Annotated in this window: 15 protein-coding genes, 1 tRNA gene and 1 pseudogene; 11 read left to right on the forward strand and 6 right to left on the reverse strand. The window is 62.4% G+C overall.

Features of this window, described 5'->3' with window-relative positions; translation table 11 throughout:
• Positions 1–16: 16 nt before the first annotated feature.
• The 9 genes from QN413_RS03600 to QN413_RS03640 all read left to right on the forward strand — a co-directional run bounded on the left by QN413_RS03600 (position 17) and on the right by QN413_RS03640 (position 11,904).
• On the forward strand, positions 17–3,556 hold the full coding sequence (locus QN413_RS03600) for a response regulator (protein ID WP_323495288.1): 3,540 nt from the start codon (positions 17–19) through the stop codon (positions 3,554–3,556).
• On the forward strand, positions 3,553–4,419 hold the full coding sequence (locus QN413_RS03605; RefSeq protein ID WP_323495289.1) for a protein-glutamate O-methyltransferase CheR: 867 nt from the start codon (positions 3,553–3,555) through the stop codon (positions 4,417–4,419). Before QN413_RS03600 ends, QN413_RS03605 begins: the two co-directional genes overlap by 4 nt.
• Complete coding sequence (locus QN413_RS03610) at positions 4,416–5,009, forward strand: chemotaxis protein CheB (protein WP_323495290.1); 594 nt, start codon at positions 4,416–4,418, stop codon at positions 5,007–5,009. The genes QN413_RS03605 and QN413_RS03610 overlap by 4 nt, the downstream gene beginning before the upstream one ends.
• Positions 4,999–6,231: a hybrid sensor histidine kinase/response regulator gene (locus QN413_RS03615; protein WP_323495291.1), complete on the forward strand. Its 1,233-nt coding sequence runs from the start codon at positions 4,999–5,001 to the stop codon at positions 6,229–6,231. Before QN413_RS03610 ends, QN413_RS03615 begins: the two co-directional genes overlap by 11 nt.
• Before the next feature lie 47 nt (positions 6,232–6,278).
• A protein-coding gene (gene prfB, locus QN413_RS03620) for a peptide chain release factor 2 (protein ID WP_323495292.1) occupies positions 6,279–7,383 on the forward strand; the annotation gives its coding sequence in 2 pieces (ribosomal slippage) (positions 6,279–6,359 and positions 6,361–7,383; 1,104 coding nt in all).
• The gene (locus tag QN413_RS03625; protein ID WP_323495293.1) at positions 7,383–8,078 is read left to right on the forward strand and encodes an HAD family phosphatase; all 696 of its coding nucleotides are present in this window, start codon (positions 7,383–7,385) and stop codon (positions 8,076–8,078) included. The genes prfB and QN413_RS03625 overlap by 1 nt, the downstream gene beginning before the upstream one ends.
• The gene (gene pepN / locus QN413_RS03630; protein ID WP_323495294.1) at positions 8,065–10,767 is read left to right on the forward strand and encodes an aminopeptidase N; all 2,703 of its coding nucleotides are present in this window, start codon (positions 8,065–8,067) and stop codon (positions 10,765–10,767) included. Before QN413_RS03625 ends, pepN begins: the two co-directional genes overlap by 14 nt.
• A 33-nt stretch (positions 10,768–10,800) precedes the next feature.
• Positions 10,801–11,817, forward strand: a complete 1,017-nt coding sequence (locus QN413_RS03635; RefSeq protein ID WP_323495295.1) for a class 1 fructose-bisphosphatase — start codon at positions 10,801–10,803, stop codon at positions 11,815–11,817.
• An 11-nt stretch (positions 11,818–11,828) separates the two neighbouring features.
• Positions 11,829–11,904 (forward strand) — tRNA-Thr (locus QN413_RS03640).
• A 294-nt stretch (positions 11,905–12,198) separates the two neighbouring features.
• Here the strand turns inward: QN413_RS03640 and QN413_RS03645 are convergent.
• A complete protein-coding gene (locus tag QN413_RS03645) occupies positions 12,199–13,824 on the reverse strand; it encodes a molybdopterin-dependent oxidoreductase (RefSeq protein ID WP_323495297.1) in 1,626 nt (541 codons plus the stop codon).
• 624 nt (positions 13,825–14,448) lie between these two features.
• On the opposite strand from QN413_RS03645, the pseudogene QN413_RS03650 reads away from it, so the two are divergent.
• Positions 14,449–14,550: pseudogene (locus QN413_RS03650) on the forward strand (transposase); the annotation flags it as partial.
• Between the two features lie 215 nt (positions 14,551–14,765).
• On the opposite strand, the gene lplT reads toward QN413_RS03650, so the two are convergent.
• The 5 genes from lplT to QN413_RS03675 form a co-directional block, all read right to left on the reverse strand.
• A complete protein-coding gene (gene lplT / locus QN413_RS03655; RefSeq protein WP_323495298.1) occupies positions 14,766–15,935 on the reverse strand; it encodes a lysophospholipid transporter LplT in 1,170 nt (389 codons plus the stop codon).
• Positions 15,932–16,708, reverse strand: coding sequence for a GNAT family N-acetyltransferase (locus QN413_RS03660; RefSeq protein ID WP_323495299.1), 777 nt, complete (start codon positions 16,706–16,708; stop codon positions 15,932–15,934). Before QN413_RS03660 ends, lplT begins: the two co-directional genes overlap by 4 nt.
• 7 nt (positions 16,709–16,715) lie before the next feature.
• Positions 16,716–17,543: a hypothetical protein gene (locus QN413_RS03665; protein ID WP_323495300.1), complete on the reverse strand. Its 828-nt coding sequence runs from the start codon at positions 17,541–17,543 to the stop codon at positions 16,716–16,718.
• Positions 17,544–17,821: 278 nt separating this feature from the next.
• Entirely contained in the window at positions 17,822–18,763 is a 942-nt protein-coding gene (locus QN413_RS03670) for a class I SAM-dependent methyltransferase (protein WP_323495301.1), read from the reverse strand.
• Between the two features lie 20 nt (positions 18,764–18,783).
• Entirely contained in the window at positions 18,784–19,701 is a 918-nt protein-coding gene (locus tag QN413_RS03675; RefSeq protein ID WP_323495302.1) for an iron-containing redox enzyme family protein, read from the reverse strand.
• A gap of 252 nt (positions 19,702–19,953) precedes the next feature.
• Here QN413_RS03675 and QN413_RS03680 point away from each other — a divergent pair, with 252 nt between their 5' ends.
• A complete protein-coding gene (locus QN413_RS03680) occupies positions 19,954–20,796 on the forward strand; it encodes a hypothetical protein (protein WP_323495303.1) in 843 nt (280 codons plus the stop codon).
• The last annotated feature ends 1 nt before the right edge of the window (position 20,797 follow it).

A 20,797-nucleotide genomic window follows, 5' to 3' on the forward strand; every position in this document is an offset into this window, starting at 1 on the left:
CTCCCACCCATCTCCCATGAAAAGCTCCCGCGCGATCGATCAGCAATCCTTTCAGCGCGCGCTGAGTCGCAACGTCAAGCTGCCCCTTGTCGCCGGGCTGGCAGGCGCGGTCACGTTCGTGGCCTTGATCCTCTATCTTTTGTCGGTGATCGGTTGGGTCGAACACACCGACCAGGTCACCCGGAGCGCGACAGAGGCGCAGCGCCTCACCGTCGATCTCGAATCGGGCATGCGGGGCTTCCTCATCACCGGAGAGCCAAGTTTTCTCCAACCCTACGACGCCGCCCAAGCACGCATCGGCCCCGAGTTGGCCGCATTGCGGCTGCTGGTGTCCGACAACGCGCAGCAGGTGTCGCGCGTCGACCGCATCGCGGCCACACAAAAGAGCTGGGATGCCTACGCATCCGAGCTGATCGCGTTGCGGCGCGCCGGTCAGGACTACCGCACGGCCGTGACGGCCGGCCGTGGCAAATCACTGAGCGATGCCATGCGAGCCGAGTACGGCGCCTTCATTTCCACCGAACAGGCTTTGCGTTTTCAGCGCAACAACGAAGCGCACAACACCAGCATTGCAGTGGTGGTGGCCTATGTGCTGTTCAGCCTGATCCTCACCGGCTATCTGGCGTACTTCGGACGCCGGCAACTCACCGAGCTGTCAACCAACTACGGCGCCGCGCTCGACGAACAAACCGCGCACGCCGAGGTGCTGCAACAGCAGGCCTGGCTGCGCAGTTCGCAGACAGAATTGGCGGCCGAAATTGTCGGCCAGCTCAGCGCGCAGGAGCTCGGTCGCAAGGCGCTCGCGTTCTTCGCGCGACAGCTCGGCAGCACTGTCGGTGCGCTCTATGTGCGCGAGCCGAACGGCAGGCTTCGCCGTGCCTCGAGCTACGGTTTTTCGGCCGAGGCCGAGGCCAGCTCGCAGACCTTCTCGTCGACCGAAAGCCTGCTCGGACAGGTTGCCATCGAGCGCCGCACGATGCTGGTCGAACCAGTGACGGCCGACTACCTGAAGGTGAATACCGGCCTGGGCGCCATGTCGCCGCGCGCCGCGCTGTTGCTGCCGATTGCCAACGATGGGTTCGTCAACGGTGTGCTCGAACTTGGCCTGATGACCAAGCCCGACGCGCGTGCATCTGCGCTGCTCGACTCGGTGTCGGGCACGCTTGGCAGCGCCGTGGCCGCCGCGCGCTATCGCGAGCAGCTGCAAGACGTACTGGCCGAAACGCAGCAACTCAACGAGGAGCTGCAAGTCCAGCAGGAAGAGTTGCGCACCGCCAACGAAGAGCTGGAAGAGCAATCGCGCGTGTTACGCCAATCGCAGGCAACGCTTGAAAACCAGCAGGCCGAGCTGGAGCAAACCAACAGCCAGTTGTCGGAGCGAACCGAGGCACTCGACCAGCGCAATCTGGCTCTGCGCCGCGTGCAACGCGACCTGAACGAACGGGCCGAAGAACTGCAGCGCGCCAGTCGCTACAAGTCGGAATTTCTGGCAAACATGTCGCACGAGCTGCGCACGCCGCTCAACAGCGCTCTCATCCTCGCCAAGCTGCTGGGCGACAACCCGATGGGCAACCTCAGTGCCGAGCAGGTCAAGTTCGCCGAATCGATCTACGCCTCGGGCAACGACCTGCTGCTGTTGATCAACGACATCCTGGACATCGCCAAGGTCGAGGCCGGCAAGATGGAACTGGTGGCCGAAGACGTGCCGGTGTCACGCCTGACCGACAGCCTCGCGATGACCTTCACGCCGCTCGCCAAGCAGAAAAGTCTGGGCTTCCGGCTCGACCTGCAGCCGGGCGCGCCGACGAGCCTCAACACCGACCGCCAGCGGCTCGAGCAGATCCTCAAGAACCTGTTGTCGAACGCGCTCAAGTTCACCGAACGCGGCGAGGTGGTGCTGGGTGTTTCGGCTGCACCCGAGGGTGGCGTGGCGTTCTCCGTGAGCGACTCGGGCATCGGCATCCAGGCCGATCAGCAGGAGGTGGTCTTCGAAGCTTTTCGCCAGGCAGACGGCACCACCAGCAGGCGCTATGGCGGCACCGGCTTGGGCCTGTCGATTTCGCGTGACCTGACGCATCTGCTGGGTGGCACGCTCGAAGTGGAGAGCGAGCCGGGTCATGGAAGTACGTTCACGCTGAGGTTGCCCGCCGCATTGCCGTCGGAGCCGGCGGAATTGCCGGTGCGTAGCGCGCATTCGGGCGCCGGGCAGGTGCTTGCCTCCGCACCTTCACCTTCACCTTCGCCCTCACGTACGCGGGCAGCCAAGTCCACGGCGCGGGCGATGTCGACGCCGCTCACTCCTGGCCCCGCTGCGCCGCCCCGCCCCGTACTGCCCACCTTCGCCGACGATCGCGCCTTGCCGCGTGACCAGGCGCGCCGCGTGCTCGTCATCGAAGACGAGCCGCAGTTCGCGCACATCCTCTACGACCTCGCGCACGAGCTCGGCTACAGCTGCCTGGTGGCGCACGGCGCAGCCGATGGCTTCGCCCTCGCGACTCAGTTCGTGCCCGACGCCATCCTGCTCGACATGCGGCTGCCCGACAGCAGCGGCCTCAACGTGTTGCAGCACCTCAAGGACGATCCGCAGACGCGGCACATCCCGGTCCATGTGGTGTCGGCGCAAGACCAGTCGGAAGCCGCGCTGCACATGGGCGCAATCGGCTACGCGTTGAAGCCCACTTCGCGCGACCAGCTCAAGCAAGTGTTCAAGAAGATTGAAGACAAGCTGTCGCAAAAGGTCAAGCAGGTGCTGCTGGTGGAAGACGACGCACTGCAGCGCGAAAGCGTAATCAAGCTCATTGGCGACGACGACGTGGCGATCACTGCGGTCGCGTCCGGCGAAGAGGCGATGAAGCTGCTGCGCAACCGCGTGTTCGACTGCATGATCACCGACCTTCGCTTGCCCGATATGCAAGGCAGCGAGTTGCTCAAGCGCATGGCGACCGAGGAGATCTCGTCGTTTCCGCCGGTCATCGTCTACACCGGGCGCAACCTCACGCGCGACGAAGAAGCCGAGCTGCTGCGCTACTCGCGCTCCATCATCATCAAGGGTGCGCGCTCGCCGGAGCGGTTGCTCGACGAAGTCACGCTGTTTTTGCACAAGGTGGAATCGGAGCTGTCGAGCGAAAGGCAAACGATGCTCAAGACCGCCCGCGGCCGCGACCGCGTTTTCGAAGGCCGCCGCATCCTGCTGGTCGATGACGACGTGCGAAACATCTTCGCCCTGACCAGCGCACTGGAGCAACGCGGCGCCATCGTGGAGATCGGACGCAACGGCCTCGAAGCGCTCGCCAAGCTCGACAGCGTGCCCGACATCGACCTTGTGCTGATGGACGTGATGATGCCGGAGATGGACGGCCTCGAGGCCACGCGGCGGATTCGCCAAGACAAGCGTTTCGACAATCTGCCGGTGATCGCCGTCACGGCCAAGGCGATGAAAGACGACCAGGAACAATGCCTGGCTGCAGGTGCCAACGACTACCTTGCAAAGCCCGTCGACCTCGATCGGCTCTTCTCGCTGTTGCGCGTGTGGATGCCCAAGATGGAACGGCTATGACCTCGCTGCCCCCGGCTTCCGCCCACCCTCCTCCCGCGCTCGTGCCGCCCGGCAACGACGAGATCGACCTTCGCCTGCTGATGGAGGCGATCTACCTCAAGTACAGCTACGACTTCCGTGACTACACCGGCGCCTCGCAGAAGCGTCGCGTGACCTACGCGCTGACGCAGTTGGGCTTGTCCTCGGTTTCCGCGCTGCAGGACCAGGTGCTGCGAGAGCCGGCGATCTTCACGCGGCTGCTGCAGTACCTCACCATTCCGGTCAGCGAAATGTTTCGCGACCCGAGCTACTTTCTGGCACTGCGGCGGCAGGTGGTTCCGGTGCTGCACACCTACCCTTCCATCAAGGTGTGGGTCGCCGGGTGCAGCACCGGCGAAGAGGTGTATTCGCTCGCCATCCTGCTGCGTGAAGAGGGCCTGCTCGACCGCAGCCGGATCTATGCGACCGACATCAACTCCGCCTCTCTCGACAAGGCGCGGCAGGGCATCTTCGCGCTCGACACGCTGCAAAAGTACACGGTCAACTACCAACGCGCCGGCGGCACGCGAGCGTTCTCCGACTACTACGTCGCCGCCTACGATGCCGCCAGGTTCGACCCGTCGCTGTGCGCCAACGTCATCTTTGCCGACCACAGCCTGGCCACCGACAGCGTGTTTGCAGAGACCCAGCTGGTGTCGTGCCGCAACGTGTTGATCTACTTCAACCGCCAATTGCAAGACCGCGCGCTCGGTCTCTTCCACGAATCGCTGTGCCATCGCGGCTTTCTCGGCCTGGGCTCGAAGGAGAGCATCGATTTCTCCGGCTATGCGACGCGCTTCGATCCGCTGGTTAGGGCCGAGCGCCTGTTCCGGAAAGCCTCGTGACGACACGACGGATCGATGCCGTGGTGATTGGCGCCTCGGCGGGTGGCATCGACGCGCTGCTCAACCTGCTTGTCGGTCTGCCGCAGACATGGCGGCTGCCGATCGTCACGGTGTTGCACTTGCCCGAAGGACGCGAAAGCCGTCTGGCCGAAGTCTTTGCGCCGCGCCTTTCGATTCCGGTCTGCGAGGCCGAAGACAAGCGCCCGCTCGCCCCCGGAACGCTGCACTTCGCGCCGCCGGGCTACCACCTGTCGATCGAGCGGGATCGCTGTTTTTCCTTGAGCTGCGAACCGCCGGTACTTTTCTCCCGCCCGTCGATCGATGTGCTGATGAGTTCGGCGGCCGACGCCTACCAAAGTGCCCTGGCCGGGCTGCTGCTCACCGGCGCCAACGAAGACGGCGCGCGCGGCATGGCGCACATTCATTCTCTCGGCGGTTTCACGGCGGTGCAAGATCCGCTTGAAGCGCATGTGCCGACCATGCCGCTGGCCGCGCTGGCCCGCCACACGCCGGATGCCGTGCTGCCTTTGCTCGGATTGAGCTCGCTACTTCTTCGACTGGACCCCTTGGATTCGCCTCATGCTCACTGACGTCGAAAGCAAACTGCTGATCGTCGACGACCTTCCGGAAAACCTGATGGCGCTCGACGCGCTCGTTCGCGGGCCTCTGCGCACCGTGTACCAGGCGACCTCTGCCGACGCGGCGCTGGCGCTGATGCTCGAGCACGAGTTCGCGCTCGCCATTCTCGACGTGCAGATGCCCGGCATGAACGGTTTCGAGCTGGCCGAGATGATGCGTGGCACGGAGCGCACGCGGCACATCCCGATCATCTTCGTCAGCGCCGCGGGCAGCGAACTCAACTACGCCTTCAAGGGCTACGAAAGTGGCGCGGTCGACTTCTTGCAGAAGCCGCTCGATGGTCACGTGGTCATCAGCAAGGTCAACGTCTTCGTCGACCTGCACCGTCACCGCAAGGCACTGAAGCACGAGATGGACGCGCTGGCAGCGGCCCATCATCAGACGGAGCAACTGGTGCAGCAGCTACAGACGGCCCAGTGCGAACTGCAGCGCGCGGTACGCATGCGCGACGACTTCATGTCGATGGTGTCGCACGAACTGCGCACGCCGCTCAACACGCTCTATCTCGAAACACAGGTGCGCAAGCTGCATCTCACCAAAGGCAATCTGGCGCCCTTCGAGCCCGCCAAGCTGCCGGCCATGATCGAGCGCGACCAGCGGCAGATCCAGAACATGGTGCGGTTGATCGACGACATGCTCGACGTCACGCGGCTGCGCAGCGGTGCCCTGTCGATCCAGCCCAAGCCCTTCGATCTGGCGGCGATGGCCGCGCGCGTGGTCGATAGCCTGGGGCAGCAGGCCGAGGCCGTGGGCTCGACCATCACGCTGCACGCCGCCGGGCCGGTGCAAGGCATGTGGGACGAGTTCCGCGTCGAACAGGTGCTGACCAACCTCCTGACCAACGCGCTGCGCTACGGCGGCGGCAAGCCGGTGCGGGTGGAGGTCGGTGTCGCTGCCGCCAGCGCCGGTTTCGCGGGTGCAGCGCCGCAGGCTTTCATGACGGTGCGTGACGGCGGCATGGGCATTGCAACGGCGGATCAGGAGCGCATCTTCGAACAATTCGAACGCACCGCCGACAGCAAAAAGCACGCCGCTGGTCTCGGCCTGGGGCTCTACATCACACGTCAGATCGTGCGGGCCCACGGTGGCGAAATCAGCGTCGAAAGCCAACCCGGCGCCGGTGCGGTCTTTCGGGTCACTCTGCCTCTGGAGGTGGCCGTCGCCATTTCATGAAGCCGTGAGAAAATACCCGGTTTCCCCGAACACCGTCAGGACACCCCATGGATGCAGAGCAAATCAACCAAATCAGCGCCAGCCTTGCCGACCTGAGCGTGCGCACGGTCGATTTACGGAGGTATCTTTGACTACGATGCCAAAGCCGAACGACTGAGGACGGTCAACGCATCGCTCGAAGATCCCAAGGTCTGGAACGACCCCAAGAAAGCGCAGGAGCTTGGCCGCGAGAAAAAGGCGCTCGACGACGTGGTCGTCACGCTCGACAAGCTCACCAGCGGGCTGTCCGACAACACCGAGCTTTTCGACATGTCGAAGGAAGACGGCGACATGGATGGCCTGCAAGCCATCTCCGATGACGCCGGCAAGCTCGAAGCCGACATCAAGCAGCTCGAATTCCGCCGGATGTTCAACAACCCGGCAGACCCGCTCAATTGCTTTGTCGACATCCAGGCCGGCGCCGGCGGCACCGAAGCCTGCGACTGGGCCAGCATGCTGCTGCGCCAGTATTTGAAATATGCCGAGCGCAAGGGTTTCAAGACGCAGATCGAAGACGAAACACCGGGCGACACCGCCGGAATCAAGGGCGCGACCATCAAGGTCGAGGGCGACTACGCCTTCGGTTTGCTGCGCACCGAAACCGGGGTGCACCGCCTCGTGCGCAAGTCGCCTTTCGACTCGTCGGGCGGCCGCCACACCAGCTTCGCCAGCATCTTCGTGTACCCCGAAGTCGACGATTCGATCGAGATCGACATCAACCCGTCGGACGTGCGGGTCGACACCTTCCGGGCCAGCGGCGCGGGCGGGCAGCACATCAACAAGACCGATTCGGCGGTGCGGCTCACGCATATCCCGACCGGTATCGTGGTGCAGTGCCAGGACGGCCGCAGCCAGCACAGCAACCGCGACGTAGCGTGGAAACGCCTGCGTTCACGGCTGTACGACTTCGAGTTGAGGAAGCAGCAGGAAGCGCAGCAAAAACTGGAAGACACAAAGACCGACGTGGGCTGGGGTCACCAGATTCGCAGCTACGTGCTGGACAACAGCCGTATCAAGGACCTGCGCACCAACGTCGAAGTGTCGGCCACGCAGAAGGTGCTCGACGGCGATCTCGATGTCTTCATCGAAGCGTCGTTGAAGCAAGGCGTCTGATGGCGGCCGATACGCTCTGGACAGGCCCCGTCGAAGCGCTCATTTTCGACATGGACGGCACCATGATCGACTCGATGCCCTGGCATGCCAAGGCATGGGTCGAGTACGCGCGCCGCCGCAACATGACGATCGACGTGCCGGACCTGATGCGCCGCACCACCGGCCGCACAGCCGTCGAATGCGCGCGCGAGCTGATGCAGCGCGAGGTGACCGAGGTTGAGAGCGCGGAAATCACGCACGAGAAAGAGCTGATCTACCGCGAGCTCTTCGCGGCGGAGTTCCGTGAGGTGGGAGGCTTCGGCGCTTTCGCCAAGGCCGCTGTGGCACGCGGGCTGAAGATCGCCGTCGGCACAGCCGGCGACAAACACAACATCGAGTTCGCGATGTCGCGGCTCAGGATGGACCCGCTGCCGTTGGCCATCGTCGGTGGCGACGAAGGCTTTGCCGGCAAGCCGACCCCCGAGATCTTTCTAGAAGCTGCGCGCCGCATCGGCGTGGCGCCTGCGCGCTGCATCGTTTTCGAAGATGCGCCTTTCGGCATTGAAGCCGCACGGCGTGGCGGCATGCGCGCCGTCGCCGTCTGCAGCACGCACACGCCCGCAGAGCTCGCCGGCCCGCACGTCATCGCCGCCGTGCACGACTACGACGAACTCGCCCATTCAAATTTTCTGGAGACTCTCGATGCTGTTGCGTGACGCACAAGGCCAACCGGTCGCCATTCGCCGCGAAGACTATGTCGCGCCCGCCTACTGGATCGACACGGTCGAGCTGACCTTCGACCTCGACCCGAACAAAACCCGCGTGCTCAACCGCATGCGCATGCGCCGCAATCCCGCGGTGCCGGTGCAGCCACTGCGCCTCGATGGCGACGAGCTGAACCTGGCACGCGTGCTGGTCGACAACCACGGCGCGTCGTTCCGCATCGAAGGCGACCAGCTGGTCATCGACGCCCTGCCCGATGCTTTCGAGCTCGAGATCTTCACGACCTGCTGCCCCATCAAGAACACCAAGCTGATGGGCCTGTTCGTGAGCGAGGACACCTTCTTCACGCAGTGCGAGGCCGAGGGCTTTCGCCGCATCACGTACTTCCTCGATCGACCCGACGTGATGGCCAGCTACACCGTCACGCTGCGCGCCAGCAAGTACGCTTACCCGGTGCTGCTGTCGAACGGCAACCTGGTCGAGCACGGCGATCTGGAAGGGCCGGGCAACGAGGGACGCCACTTCGCCAAGTGGGTCGACCCGTTCAAGAAGCCGGCTTATCTGTTCGCGCTGGTCGCCGGCAAGCTGGTGGCACGCGAGCAGCGCATCACCGCGCGCAACGGCAAGGAGCATCTGCTGCAGGTCTATGTGCGTGCCGGCGATCTCGACAAGACCGAGCACGCGATGAACTCGCTGGTCAACTCCGTTCTGTGGGACGAAGCGCGCTTCGGCCTGCCGCTCGACCTCGACCGCTTCATGATCGTTGCGACAAGCGACTTCAACATGGGCGCGATGGAAAACAAGGGCCTGAACATCTTCAACACGAAGTACGTTCTGGCCAATCAGGCGACGGCTACAGACGCCGACTACAGCAACATAGAAAGCGTGGTCGGCCACGAGTACTTTCATAACTGGTCGGGCGACCGCGTGACCTGCCGCGACTGGTTCCAGCTGTCGCTGAAAGAAGGCCTTACCGTCTTCCGCGACCAGGAATTCAGCCAGGACCTGTGCGCCGACGCATCGGCCCGCGCGGTCAAGCGCATCGAAGACGTGCGCGTATTGCGCACCGCGCAGTTCCCCGAAGATGCCGGCCCGATGGCGCACCCGGTGCGGCCCGACAGCTACATCGAGATCAGCAATTTCTACACCGTCACCATCTACGAAAAAGGCGCCGAAGTCGTTCGCATGATGCAGACGCTGGTGGGCCGCAAAGGCTTCGAACGCGGCATCACGCTCTACTTCGAGCGCTTCGACGGCCAGGCCGTGACCTGCGACGATTTTGCGCACGCGATTGCCGATGCCAACCCTGATTCCGACCTTGCAAGCCTGCTGCCGCAGTTCAAGCGCTGGTACGCGCAGGCTGGTACGCCGCGCCTCGCGGCACAAGGCAACTACGACGCGGCCCAGCGCAGCTACACATTGAGCTTCGCGCAGAGCTGCGCGCCGACGCCGGGCCAGCCCATCAAAGAGGCGTTCGTGATTCCGGTCAACCTCGGCTTGCTGAGCGCCGACGGGCATGAGCTGCCGTTGCAACTCGAAGGCGAAAGCGACGCGGCGCACGGCACGCGCGCGCTGGTGCTGACGCAGGAACGCGAGCAGATCACTTTCATCAACCTCGACGCCGAACCTGTGCCGTCGATCCTGCGCGGCTTCAGCGCGCCGGTGATTCTGGACTTCGACTACAGCGACACGCAGTTGCTCACCTTGCTGGCTAACGACGTCGATCCGTTCAATCGCTGGGAAGCCGGCCAGCGCCTCGGTTTGCGCTCGGCCATCCAGGCAATCACCGGCGATGCCAACGCCACCGGTCCGGCTCTGAACGAAGCGTATGTCGACGCGATGCGCGGCGTGCTGCGCGACCCGAATCTCGACGCTGCTTTCAAGGAACTGGTGCTCGCGCTTCCATCGGAAACCTACATCTCAGAGCAGCTGGAAGTGGTCGATCCGCAGCGGGTGCATGCCGTGCGCGAAGCCATGCGGGTGCAATTGGCGACCGCCCTCTTCTCCGACTGGCAGCGCGTCTACGAAGAGAACCAGGACACCGGCGCCTACAGCCCCGATCCGACATCGTCGGGCCGACGCGCGTTGGCGGGCATGGCGTTGACGTACCTCTGCATCGCTGCGCGCGAGTCCAACGACACCGTGTGGCCGGGTAAAACGCTGCAGCGCTTCAAGGACGCCGGCAACATGACCGATCGCTTCAATGCACTCAACGCACTGGTGTCGTCGGGCCATGCGCTGGCGGCTCAGGCGCTGGCGCGTTTTCATGCGATCTTCAAGGACGAGGCGCTGGTCATCGACAAGTGGTTCTCGCTCCAGGCCGGCGCGCCCGACCGCAATGGCGACATCCTGCCGCTGGTCAAGCAATTGATGAAGCACCCGGACTTCTCCATCAAGAACCCGAACCGCGCGCGCAGCGTGATCTTCAGCTATTGCAGCGGCAACCCCGGCGCATTCCACCGGCCCGATGCGGCCGGCTATGTGTTCTGGAGCGACCGTGTGATCGAGCTCGACGCCATCAACCCGCAGGTAGCGGCGCGCCTGGCACGCGGCCTCGACCGCTGGAGCAAGCTGGCCGAGCCGTACCGAAGCGCAGCACGCGAGGCCATCGCCCGTGTCGCGGCCAAACCCGACCTCAGCAAAGACACGCACGAGGTCGTCACGCGCGCCTTGGCCGTGTAACGCACTGACGTACCAAGTTCTAAAGAAGCATTCATGGCACAGAACATTTCACTCACCCGCTATCTGGTCGAACAGCAGCGCGTCGACGGAAAGATTCCAGCGCAACTGCGGCTGCTGCTCGAAGTCGTGGCGCGCGCCTGCAAGAGCATCAGCATGGCCGTCAACAAGGGGCAGCTCGGAGGCGAAAACAGCATCATGGGCTCGGCCGAAAGCGAGAACGTGCAGGGCGAGATCCAGAAGAAGCTGGACATCATCGCCAACGAAGTGCTGATCGAGGCCAACGAATGGGGCGGCCATCTGGCGGCCATGGCCAGCGAAGAAATGGACAGCATCTATGTGGTGCCCAATCGCTATCCGCAAGGCGAATACCTGCTGCTGTTCGACCCGCTCGACGGCTCCAGCAACATCGACGTCAACGTCAGCATCGGCACCATCTTCAGCGTGCTGAAAAAGCCCGAAGGCGAGCACGGCGTGCAGGAGTCCGACTTCTTGCAGCCGGGCGAGAACCAGGTGGCTGCGGGCTACTGCATCTACGGCCCGCAGACCACGCTGGTGTTGACGGTTGGCGATGGCGTCGCGATGTTCACGCTCGACCGCGAGCAAGGCTCGTTCGTGCTCACGCAAGAGAACCTGCGCATCCCTGAAGACACCCAGGAGTTCTCGATCAACATGAGCAACATGCGCCACTGGGATACCCCGGTCAAGCGCTACATCGACGAGATGCTGGCCGGCACCGAAGGCCCACGCGAAAAAGACTTCAACATGCGGTGGATCGCCAGCATGGTGACCGACGTGCACCGCATCCTGATGCGCGGCGGCGTCTTCATGTACCCGTGGGACAAGCGCGAACCTGGCAAGCCCGGCAAGCTGCGTCTCATGTACGAGGCCAACCCGATGAGCTGGCTGGTCGAGCAGGCCGGCGGTGCCGCCACCAATGGCCGCGAGCGAATTCTCGAATTGCAGCCCACCAAACTGCACGAGCGCGTAGCTGTGGCCCTGGGTTCGAAAAACGAAGTCGAGCGCCTGACCCGCTACCACGACCCGCTATAATCAAAGGCTAAGCCGGTGTAGCTCAGTCGGTAGAGCAGCTCATTCGTAATGAGAAGGTCGGGTGTTCGATTCATCTCTCCGGCACCACAAATACGCGGGAAACCGCGATAGTGATCGCTAACCTTTAAACGGGTGCTAGCAAATTCACAAGAGAGCGTTTTTTCGTTTTCTTAAAGCCTCCGCAAGGAGGCTTTTTCTTTGGTCAATGGCCGAGCTTATTCCTGGCGTCTTGCATCAAGATTTTCAGCACCATCGGGCACGCATAGCCGCTTGATGCTCATCGACTACCAGAGCTGGCACGCGTTGCGTTGGCTGCGAAGCAAGACGATATCCGCTCTGGGCCACCAGAAATTGACGCTACGGATGCGGCGTCAGACCCAATCAGATCGGCACGCGGTAGCCAAAGAATTCGTGGTCTTCGTTGTAGCCGCCTTGGCCCGCGCCGAGATCGGCGAAATCGTGCACGAGCTCGATGGCCGCAATCCACTTGACCATCTTGAAGCCGACCTCGTTTTCGCAGCGCAGCCGAAGCGGTGCGCCATGCAGCACGCTGACCGGGGCGCCGTTCATTTCGTAGGCGAGGATCGTCAGCTCGTGGCGCATGTTCGCCAAGCTGTGTGTGTCGTAGTAACGGCCGCCGTCGCCACCGTCGGCCAACGAGTAGAGAACGACGTAGCGGGCCTCGGGTGTCGGCTTGACGAGATCGAGGATGTCGCGCACCGGCACGCCACCCCACTTGGCTACGCCCGACCAGCCCTGGATGCAGAAGTGGGTCGTGATCTGCTCTTGCTTGGGCATCGCCTTCAGCTCGGCGAAAGACAGCTCGACAGGGTTTTCGACCAGGCCGCCGATCCGCAGCCGGAAATCGGCGAATTCAGTCGCGACCAGCGCATCGAACTCGGTCGAGTTTGGCATCGTTCCGTTGGGCCAGAAGTGCGGCGAAATGTCTTGCTCGGTGAGCTGGCTCTTCGCGTCCCACGACTGGGTGGCAACACCGAACGGCCGGCTCATGAATTCGCCGATCCTTTGCACGAGCCGTGCATGGCGCAAGGTAAACGGCGAGGCCCACCACCAGGCGACAGCAACCAGCGAGATGGCGGGGACAAAGATGGCAAAGCCGCTCCACGAGTTATCACGCACACCGGCCCACATCATGTTCAGGTTGACGCGAGCATCGGTGATGAAGACGAGAGTGACATGGGCGAGGATAAAGAGCAGAAACCACCAGAGCGCGATGAAATGGATTGAGCGAGCCTTCTGCCGGTTCAGTGCGCGGCCGAACCAGCCGAGCCGGTTCGAGATCGCCGGGCTTTGCATCAAGCCGGTAACGATAGACGTGGGTGCAGCTACGAATACGGTCATGAAATAAGCGAGCTGCTGCAAGCCGTTGTACCGAGTCCAACTCTCATCGACGGGAAACGTAAGTGAGAGATATTGCAGCGCCGTCGAGACGGCGTTCGGAAAAACGCTCCATGTCGTCGGCACGATGCGCAGCCACTGGCCAGTGGTGAACAGAAAAACGTAGTAAAGGATTCCGTTGATCATCCAGAGCAGCGTCACTGAAAAGTGCCACCAGCGCGCGAGGCCTATCGAGTGACGGATCCCGGGTATGCCAAGCCAGGAAGGCAAGGTGACCGAGTCGTCCTTCGCGGTCCAGATTCGACCGGTCGGCACTGCGGCCTGGAAGCGAAACCATTCGGTCCCGGGTGTGCAGTCGCGCTTCCAGTACAGCCGCGGGTGGTCGGCAAGAATTTGCACGCCGGCACGGATGATGAAAGCCATGAAAAACAGGTTGAGGAAATGCAGCAACCGCAACAAGGCTGGGAAGCCCGTCGTAACCGGCAATGCGGAGGTCGAAATGCCCGGATAGCGCACTAAAAATTCCTGCACCACCGGGACGTGTCGCAATGCTTGAGACGCGGCCACGCCAATGACGATCAGTACGAAGACCAGCGGCAAAGCCCAAAGCGCATTCACCCAATGCCGGCCGAATCGAACCTTCGGCACTACGCCTGCCTGTGGCGGCAACCATTTCGTAAGCAGGACGCGATCATCGGCGGCGCTCAGCTTCGCGGCCAAGGGATCGTGTGTGTGCGGGATCCGGGGCGCGCCGCTCATGCCAGCTCCTTCATTTGATTGGCTGCGTACACCGAGGTATTCACTTCAACGCGTAGGCTGCGACCGCACCAGTGCGAGTAGTGCCGAACGATCCGTGGTCGCCTGCCGGAGGCTGGCATTGCCGAAACTTGCTCTGGTCGCGCCTCCGGAAGGCCTCCCCGACCCAACGTCTCGGTAGCCATGTTGCATGCGGCGCGGCTGCCAGAGTTGATCGGGCGGCGGCATTTCCCTCGCAAAGGCAACGCCTGAGGCTATAAAGCGCGAAACGGTAAGCCTCGGCGACCTCGGCAACGAGAGCACTTCGTTGAAACATGAAGGCGTCGGTTAGAGAGGGGCAGAACGGCAAGCAAGCAGACTGCGACTTCCCGGTGCTCCTGTCTGTGCGGCAGGGCACCGATCGGTCAGCGTGCATACACACAGTCCATACAGATGGCCTGTTCCGCCTACGTGTCTCCGCGCGCAAAAAATTGGCACCTTGCGCAGCTCTACCCAGGCGAAGCCATCGCGCTCGGGGAGTTTGCAGCGTGGGTCGGATTGGTCCCTCGCCAGACCGGCACCGGTGGACGGGTAGCGCAGCTGGGCACCAGCAAGCGCGGCGATGCTTACCTGAGCACGGACGACCACAACAGAACGAAGACAACGGAACAAGCAGTTTGAAGGAGAGCAAGCGAACACGCGTGTGATGGGACAGAGCGTTCGGCCCTTGACGGCGACACTCCGATAGGGATCAAGAGCGGAGAGCTCGATCTGCGGATGGGAAACTCGTCAGCGAAAACCATTGGGGCCAGCAGGCATGTGAGCTTGCACTACAGGCGAGCACAGGCATGTCGTTAGCAGATAGCGCGGCTGGAATCGGCGCCGGCGAAAATCAGGCAAGTCGACGCCATGATTAACAATGCGCCGAAGCCCACCAATATGCCGATGAGAGGCAGTTGCATCGCAACCAGCAGCCCGTAGAGCCCGAGCATCAACAACGACGCCAGGCTCTCATAGAAATGTTGGGCTGCGATCGATTGGCCGGGTTGCATTAGCAGCAAGCCGCGGCTCTGCAGCACGGCATTCATTGGCACCAGCAGCAACCCGGCCAACGCTCCGATCAGCAACAGCAATGCGAAAGCGACAGTGACGTCTGTCGCGAATGCCATGAGGGTGACAAGTGCCCCGAGCAGCAAGCCGAGTGGCAGTGTGCGCAACGCTCGCTTCAGAGTTACGAAACGTACCGCTCCAATGGCTCCAGCCACCATTCCGATCGCTACGGCGAGTTGCAACAACGCGGCTCGTGAAAGGGGCAGTCCTAGTCGTTCGCCAGCCCAGCGCAACACCATGAATTGAAGTACTGCCGCCGCCGCCCAGAACAGGCTGGTGACGGCCAGCGAGGCGCGTGCTTGCCGGTCGTGCCACAGCAGGGCAAGTGCATCCACAAAACACAAAATCAGTTGGCGTGGATTCGCCAGCGCTGCGCGATTTCGGGCGTGGCTTCGCGGAATCAAGACCGTGACGATGGCGGAGGCCAGGAAAATTGCAGCAATGACCGGTAACGCGCTTTGCGTCTCGACCAGCACACCGCCCAGTGCCAGACCGGCCACGATCGATACGACCGTAGTCGCCTCGATCCAGCCATTCGCCGCAACCAGATCTTCAGGCAACAACAATTCAGGCAGGATGCCGTATTTGGCCGGTCCATAGCCGGCCGCCCCAAGGCCCACCAGCGCATAGCAAAGCAGCGGCTGTACGCCCCAAGCCAAAAGTCCGCAGCCAACGAGTTTGACCAGATTGGTGATCAGCATGACCTGGCCTTTTGGGGCGGCATCCGACACTGCGCCGGCAAAAGCCGCCAGCAACACATAAGAAGCATAGAAAGCTACGCGGAGCGCGGGTGTCATCCAGTCCGGTGCACCTCGCGAGATGAGTAGCGCAATGGCAACTGTCAGCAGTGCGTTGTCCGCGAGTGAGCTGAAAAATTGCGCCAGCAACACTGGCAGCAGCACCCGCTTTTTCACAAGACCGCACTTGTCGTCATGTCGAAAAAGTGCCGGCGATACCTCGACGTCACGTCGTCCATTCGCAGGATCAGCGGCAGGTCCGCGGTATTGAACTTCACGTCGAATGCGGGAGGGCCGAGCAGACGGGCCCCGCATCTCAGATACCCTTTGATCAGTGGCGGCGCATCGCAGGGCGCGTCGCTGCGATCGCCGTCGTTTGCAGCGGCAAGCGGCAAGGGAACGCGCGGCTGGACTCGCCACTGCTGCTCGACCAGATGGGTATGACACAGACGGCGCCACAGCCGGCTGGCCGTCGCGCCGTGATCATCGAGGCCAATGCTGGCGCAACCGATCATGGTGTCCAGTCCGCGCCTGACCATGTAGTGTCCCAGCGCAGTCCACAAGGCCATGATCACCGCTCCCGAACGCCAGGCCGGATGCACACACGAGCGGCCGAGTTCCACTGCACGACTGCGCAGCGCGTGCAACGGTGCGAGGTCGAACTCGGTGTCAGTGTAGAAACCGCCGGCGCGTTCAGCGGCCATTGGCGTCAGCACGCGGTACGTTCCGATGAGCAGCCCTGCGGCATGGTCGGAACCAACTGCACGCACCAGCAGGTGGTCGCAGTAAGGATCGAATCGATCCGCGTCGACCCCGGACGGGGTGCCTTCCGGTGGTGTGAGGCGCGCGCCCATTTCCTGTGCAAACACCAGATACCGCAGGCGCTGAGCCTCCCGAACTTCGGCTTCGGAGTCGGCCCACTGTGTGATCAAGGTGGCGTGGGTGGGCACTCGGCACTCAATTAGAAGGCGGATAGAGCCTGATCAGTCGGATCTGGCGCCGGTTGAGTCTTGCAAGTTCCAACAGGCCGATCGGCCGTGTTCCGGCATTGCGCTGCGCAGCACCAATCGCAAACAAAAGTCGCTGCTTGGCAAATATCATGCGAAACCCTTGCAGCACATCCGTGCCGGGGTCCCATGCCTCGATCGCTTCTGATCCTGCGCCGTTGATCTCCATGACAGTAAAACCACGCCCGGCAGAGAGTTCCTCCAAGTTGTCGAATCGCACGTCGAAGCGTCCGAAGTGAAATTCGGGCATGTCGCGGGCCACCGCATCGATGGCTTTCGTGAGTTGCTGCGTAATGTGCGCTGCACCGTCGCGATACAGTCCACCGACACGAGTCGAGCCGATGGTCGCCAGACGCACCTCTTCCCCAGCGCATGGCACCGCCGTCAGCGGCACGGGACATACATGTCGCGGCGAAGATCTGACCCGTTGTGCACGTGGATCCGCCGCGATCAGCTCTGCCACAGTGCTGTACCCATCCCCAGTCACACGAGGAAAATAACGCAGTGCCAAGCCGATCACGCGGCCGCGGTCACTGAGGGGATCGCGCGCATAAAAAATGCCTGCCTCGCCCTTTTGCGGCAAGTAGCGCTGAAGCACGGCGGTTTCTCCGATGGGAAATCGCGAAAGATAGGTCCTGAGCGCAGTCATGTCTTCAAGCAGCTGAACGCCATAACCACACAGCCCAAGATCCGGCTTGACCACGATCGGAAAGAACAAGCCGGCACTCTTCATTGCGATCGCCAACGACGACTCCGAGAGCGCACCGTCGTTGAACACCGCGCAGTGCGGGGCGATGACGGAGCTCGCTAGCGGCCCCATGCCTTTGAAGTACTCGAGCTTGCCTTCGCCGACCAGACCGCCTGCGGTGATGTTCGGATTGGCGGCCGAGGGCAGCGTAGCGCTGCCGTACCGAAACGACAGCCAGAGCCACTGCGCAACGATAGGCACGCAGATAAGCCATTTGGGCATGCGCTCGAGCAAACTGCACTCCGATGTCCCAGCGACGCGCGCATCTCCGCCATTCATCGGCGCATGCTCAGTGGCAATCACGCGCGTCAATTGGCCTGCTCGAACGGGCACGTGGCGACCAGGCCGACGGCCGCAACGCGGTCGATGTGCGCATAAATTGGCCGTTCGATTTCTTCGCCAAATACGTCGGGGTCGATTTCTTCGTAACGCCAATCGCAGCGGGCGGCCGTCAGCAATGGAACCATCTCAGCCAGGAAGGGGTCCTCACCGTCGACCATGGCCACCCCGGTGTAGAAGAGCAACTGCCCGCCAGGCGCCAACCGCTGCAGCGCAGCTGCCGCGATGCGCAGCCCGAGCGCGCGACCAAGGTTTGCGCCGCCATGACGGTAGCTTCGCTGTCCTTCGTCGTCCAGGTACGGCGGGTTGCACACGATCAGGTCGAAATTACCTTCAACCGCCGACAGCGCATCGCCGAGCGCCAGCGTCACCGCGACGCCGGCAACCTCTGCATTTGCGGCGGTGAGAGCCAATGCGGCCGGATTGATGTCGTTCATGGTCAACGTCGATGTCATCCCCGCTGCCGCCAGTGCACGCGACACCACAATGCCCCCGGCACCGCTGCCACAACCAATATCCAATACGCGCACGAGCGTGCCGCGGCGCATGTTCGCAACACGCTGACCCAGCGCCTGTTTCATGAAACGGGCAAACCGGTAGGTGTCGGGCCCAAAGAACACAGCATCAGCCCCGACAGTAGGGTAAGCCGAGTGCAGAAACAAATCGTCGTCGATGCTGGCGATTCGGAGGGTACTGCGCCAGAGCGAACCCACCTGCTGCAGCAGGCCTGCGCGGGCCATCTCGCTGAAAAGCGCTGGAGGCAGGGCTCGCGCCGAGAAGGGCGTGTTCCAACCGAAGACGTCACGCAGGGTCTGGCCGGGATCCGCGCCGCGCTTATCTTTCACGCGTTGATGGGTGAGTGGTGTGACCGCGGTAAAACGGTAGCCTCTGTCCGCAACCAGACGCAGCACAGCGGCTGCGCTTATGGTGCTCAGCACAGGGCAAGCCCAACCGCAGGCGCATGGCCGGCCTGCTTGTCACAACGCAAGTCTTCAAAATAGCGCTCGAAGCAACGCTCGCCGCACCGAAGCCGCATCAATGCACCCTCAGCCAGCGCCTGCGCGCACGCCGGGTTGGCCTCAACTAACGGACGGATGACTTCGCGAATCCACGCCTTTGCGTGCGAGATGTCCAGCGCTGCATGCAAATCGAAATAGGCGCGGGTGTGGCCGCTCAATCCGAGACGCCGCATGCCAGCTGCCACCTGCTTCACGCGAGCTGGCGCAGTCAGTTCGATGACCCCGAGCGCGCCGAGCGCGTGATACGCATAGCGGCGCGTGGTCGCAAGACCGACCATCGTGTTGGCCAGCGCAAGGGATTCCCAAACGGTCGTGGCAACGGCGGGTTGAAGACCGAGTTCGTTCACCATGTTGTCCAGCATTTGGCTGTGCATGGCGCCTTGCTTGCCGTGGCCCATCTCATCCCAGAAGTTGCGGGCGCACTCCAGCTTCGCTCGAGGCGGCAGCTTCACCTGTGCGTAGGCAAGCAGGTCTTCGAAGCCCGCCTCGCCAGCCGCTTCCTGCGTGAGGAACCACCGCATTTGCGCAAAGTCGGCCTGCTCCGCAAGCCAGGCAAAAAGCGGATGTCCTTGCCCAGGGCCGATGACGGCAAGGTTCTCGAACCAACGAACAAAGTGGTCGCTGTCACCTGCGGCTTCGAAAGCAATCGGTGCGACCGCAAGGCGCAGTTTTTCCAGATCGCGCCCTTCCGTCACGCGATTCGAATATTCCCGTTGGAGCTCGTCTTCCCAGTCCGATGACGGCAGGCCTGGCGCTAAACGGTTCGCATTGAACGCTGCCAAATGACGATGGAGTCGCTCACTCGACATGCGATCGGGTTTAACAGCCATTCTTTTTTCCTCTAAATGTCAAAACTGAGCGTGCTCCCTAACCTCCCTTGTCGTCGTGGGACAGGATGCTCTGTATCTGTCCGGCTGCTCGTTTTGGAAGCAGAGCAGAGATGAGATACGGTGGGCAGATTAAGTGTTCCTTAAGCCGAAGCTTCCGACACTGCAGTGCCCTCACGTCTGTCCCTTTTTTTGCTTTCAATGCGAGTCTTTGCGTTCCTGTGTCGAACTGGCCCCGTTTCAGACCGCAGACCGATGCGACGCTTGCGCGGTGCCATCGTCGCGTGCGCGGTCTGCGCCTTGGCTCTGCCTGTTCGTGCCTCCGATGGGGCGCGTCTTTCGACCTTGCTGGGTTTGATGCGGGCCGAATTGGCTGGCTCGTCCTTGAAGCGGCCGATGCTGCTCAAGTCCAGCGAGACATCTGACGGGCTTAAAGGCGACGTCTATGCCATCGTCGATCAGCCCATGGGAGCGCTTGTGACGTTGCTGGGGACGCCTACTCAATGGTGCGAAACCATGCTGTTGCACATCAACAATCGCAAGTGCACTGTGGCGAGTGGTCCCTCGGGCGCGGAGATCACTCTGAGCGTTGTCCGCAAGTACGACCAGCCTGTCGAAAACGCATTTCAGCTCCCGTTCGTATTCAACCTCATCGACAAAACGGCGCAGCATCTGGAGGTGCGGCTCGCGGCAAACTCCGGGCCTTTGGGGACGAGCAACTATCGCATCGTGGTGGAGGCCGTGCCCGCCGATGCATCACACAGCTTTCTGCATTTCTCGTATTCGTATGAGGAGAACTTCTTGGCACATACCGCCATGCAGGCATACCTCGCGACGTTCGGGAGATCGAAGGTCGGCTTCACCGTCATCGGCCAGACTCCCGAAGGAACGCCCGAGTACGTCGGCGGAACCCACGGGCTCGTCGAGCGCAATGCAATGCGCTACTTTCTGGCGTTGGACGCCCATGTCAATGCGACCAAGGACCCCGAAAGCGCGCGCAATTCATGGTTCTCAGACACTGAGAAGTATCCGCGGCAGCTGCACGAGATCGATCGAGCGACCTACCTCGAACTCAAGGCGAACGACGCGCAACATTGAG

This window comes from Variovorax sp. LG9.2, from assembly GCF_035018885.1.
GTDB lineage: Bacteria > Pseudomonadota > Gammaproteobacteria > Burkholderiales > Burkholderiaceae_C > Variovorax.

Excerpts from the sequence above, each read along its gene's own strand:
- QN413_RS03600 (WP_323495288.1), top strand. The coding sequence starts at position 17 with ATGAAAAGCTCCCGCGCGATCGATCAGCAATCCTTTCAGCGCGCGCTG.
- QN413_RS03605 (WP_323495289.1), top strand. The coding sequence starts at position 3,553 with ATGACCTCGCTGCCCCCGGCTTCCGCCCACCCTCCTCCCGCGCTCGTG.
- QN413_RS03615 (WP_323495291.1), top strand. The coding sequence starts at position 4,999 with ATGCTCACTGACGTCGAAAGCAAACTGCTGATCGTCGACGACCTTCCG.
- QN413_RS03625 (WP_323495293.1), top strand. The coding sequence starts at position 7,383 with ATGGCGGCCGATACGCTCTGGACAGGCCCCGTCGAAGCGCTCATTTTC.
- pepN (WP_323495294.1), top strand. The coding sequence starts at position 8,065 with ATGCTGTTGCGTGACGCACAAGGCCAACCGGTCGCCATTCGCCGCGAA.
- QN413_RS03635 (WP_323495295.1), top strand. The coding sequence starts at position 10,801 with ATGGCACAGAACATTTCACTCACCCGCTATCTGGTCGAACAGCAGCGC.
- QN413_RS03675 (WP_323495302.1), bottom strand. The coding sequence starts at position 19,701 with ATGGCTGTTAAACCCGATCGCATGTCGAGTGAGCGACTCCATCGTCAT.
- QN413_RS03680 (WP_323495303.1), top strand. The coding sequence starts at position 19,954 with ATGCGACGCTTGCGCGGTGCCATCGTCGCGTGCGCGGTCTGCGCCTTG.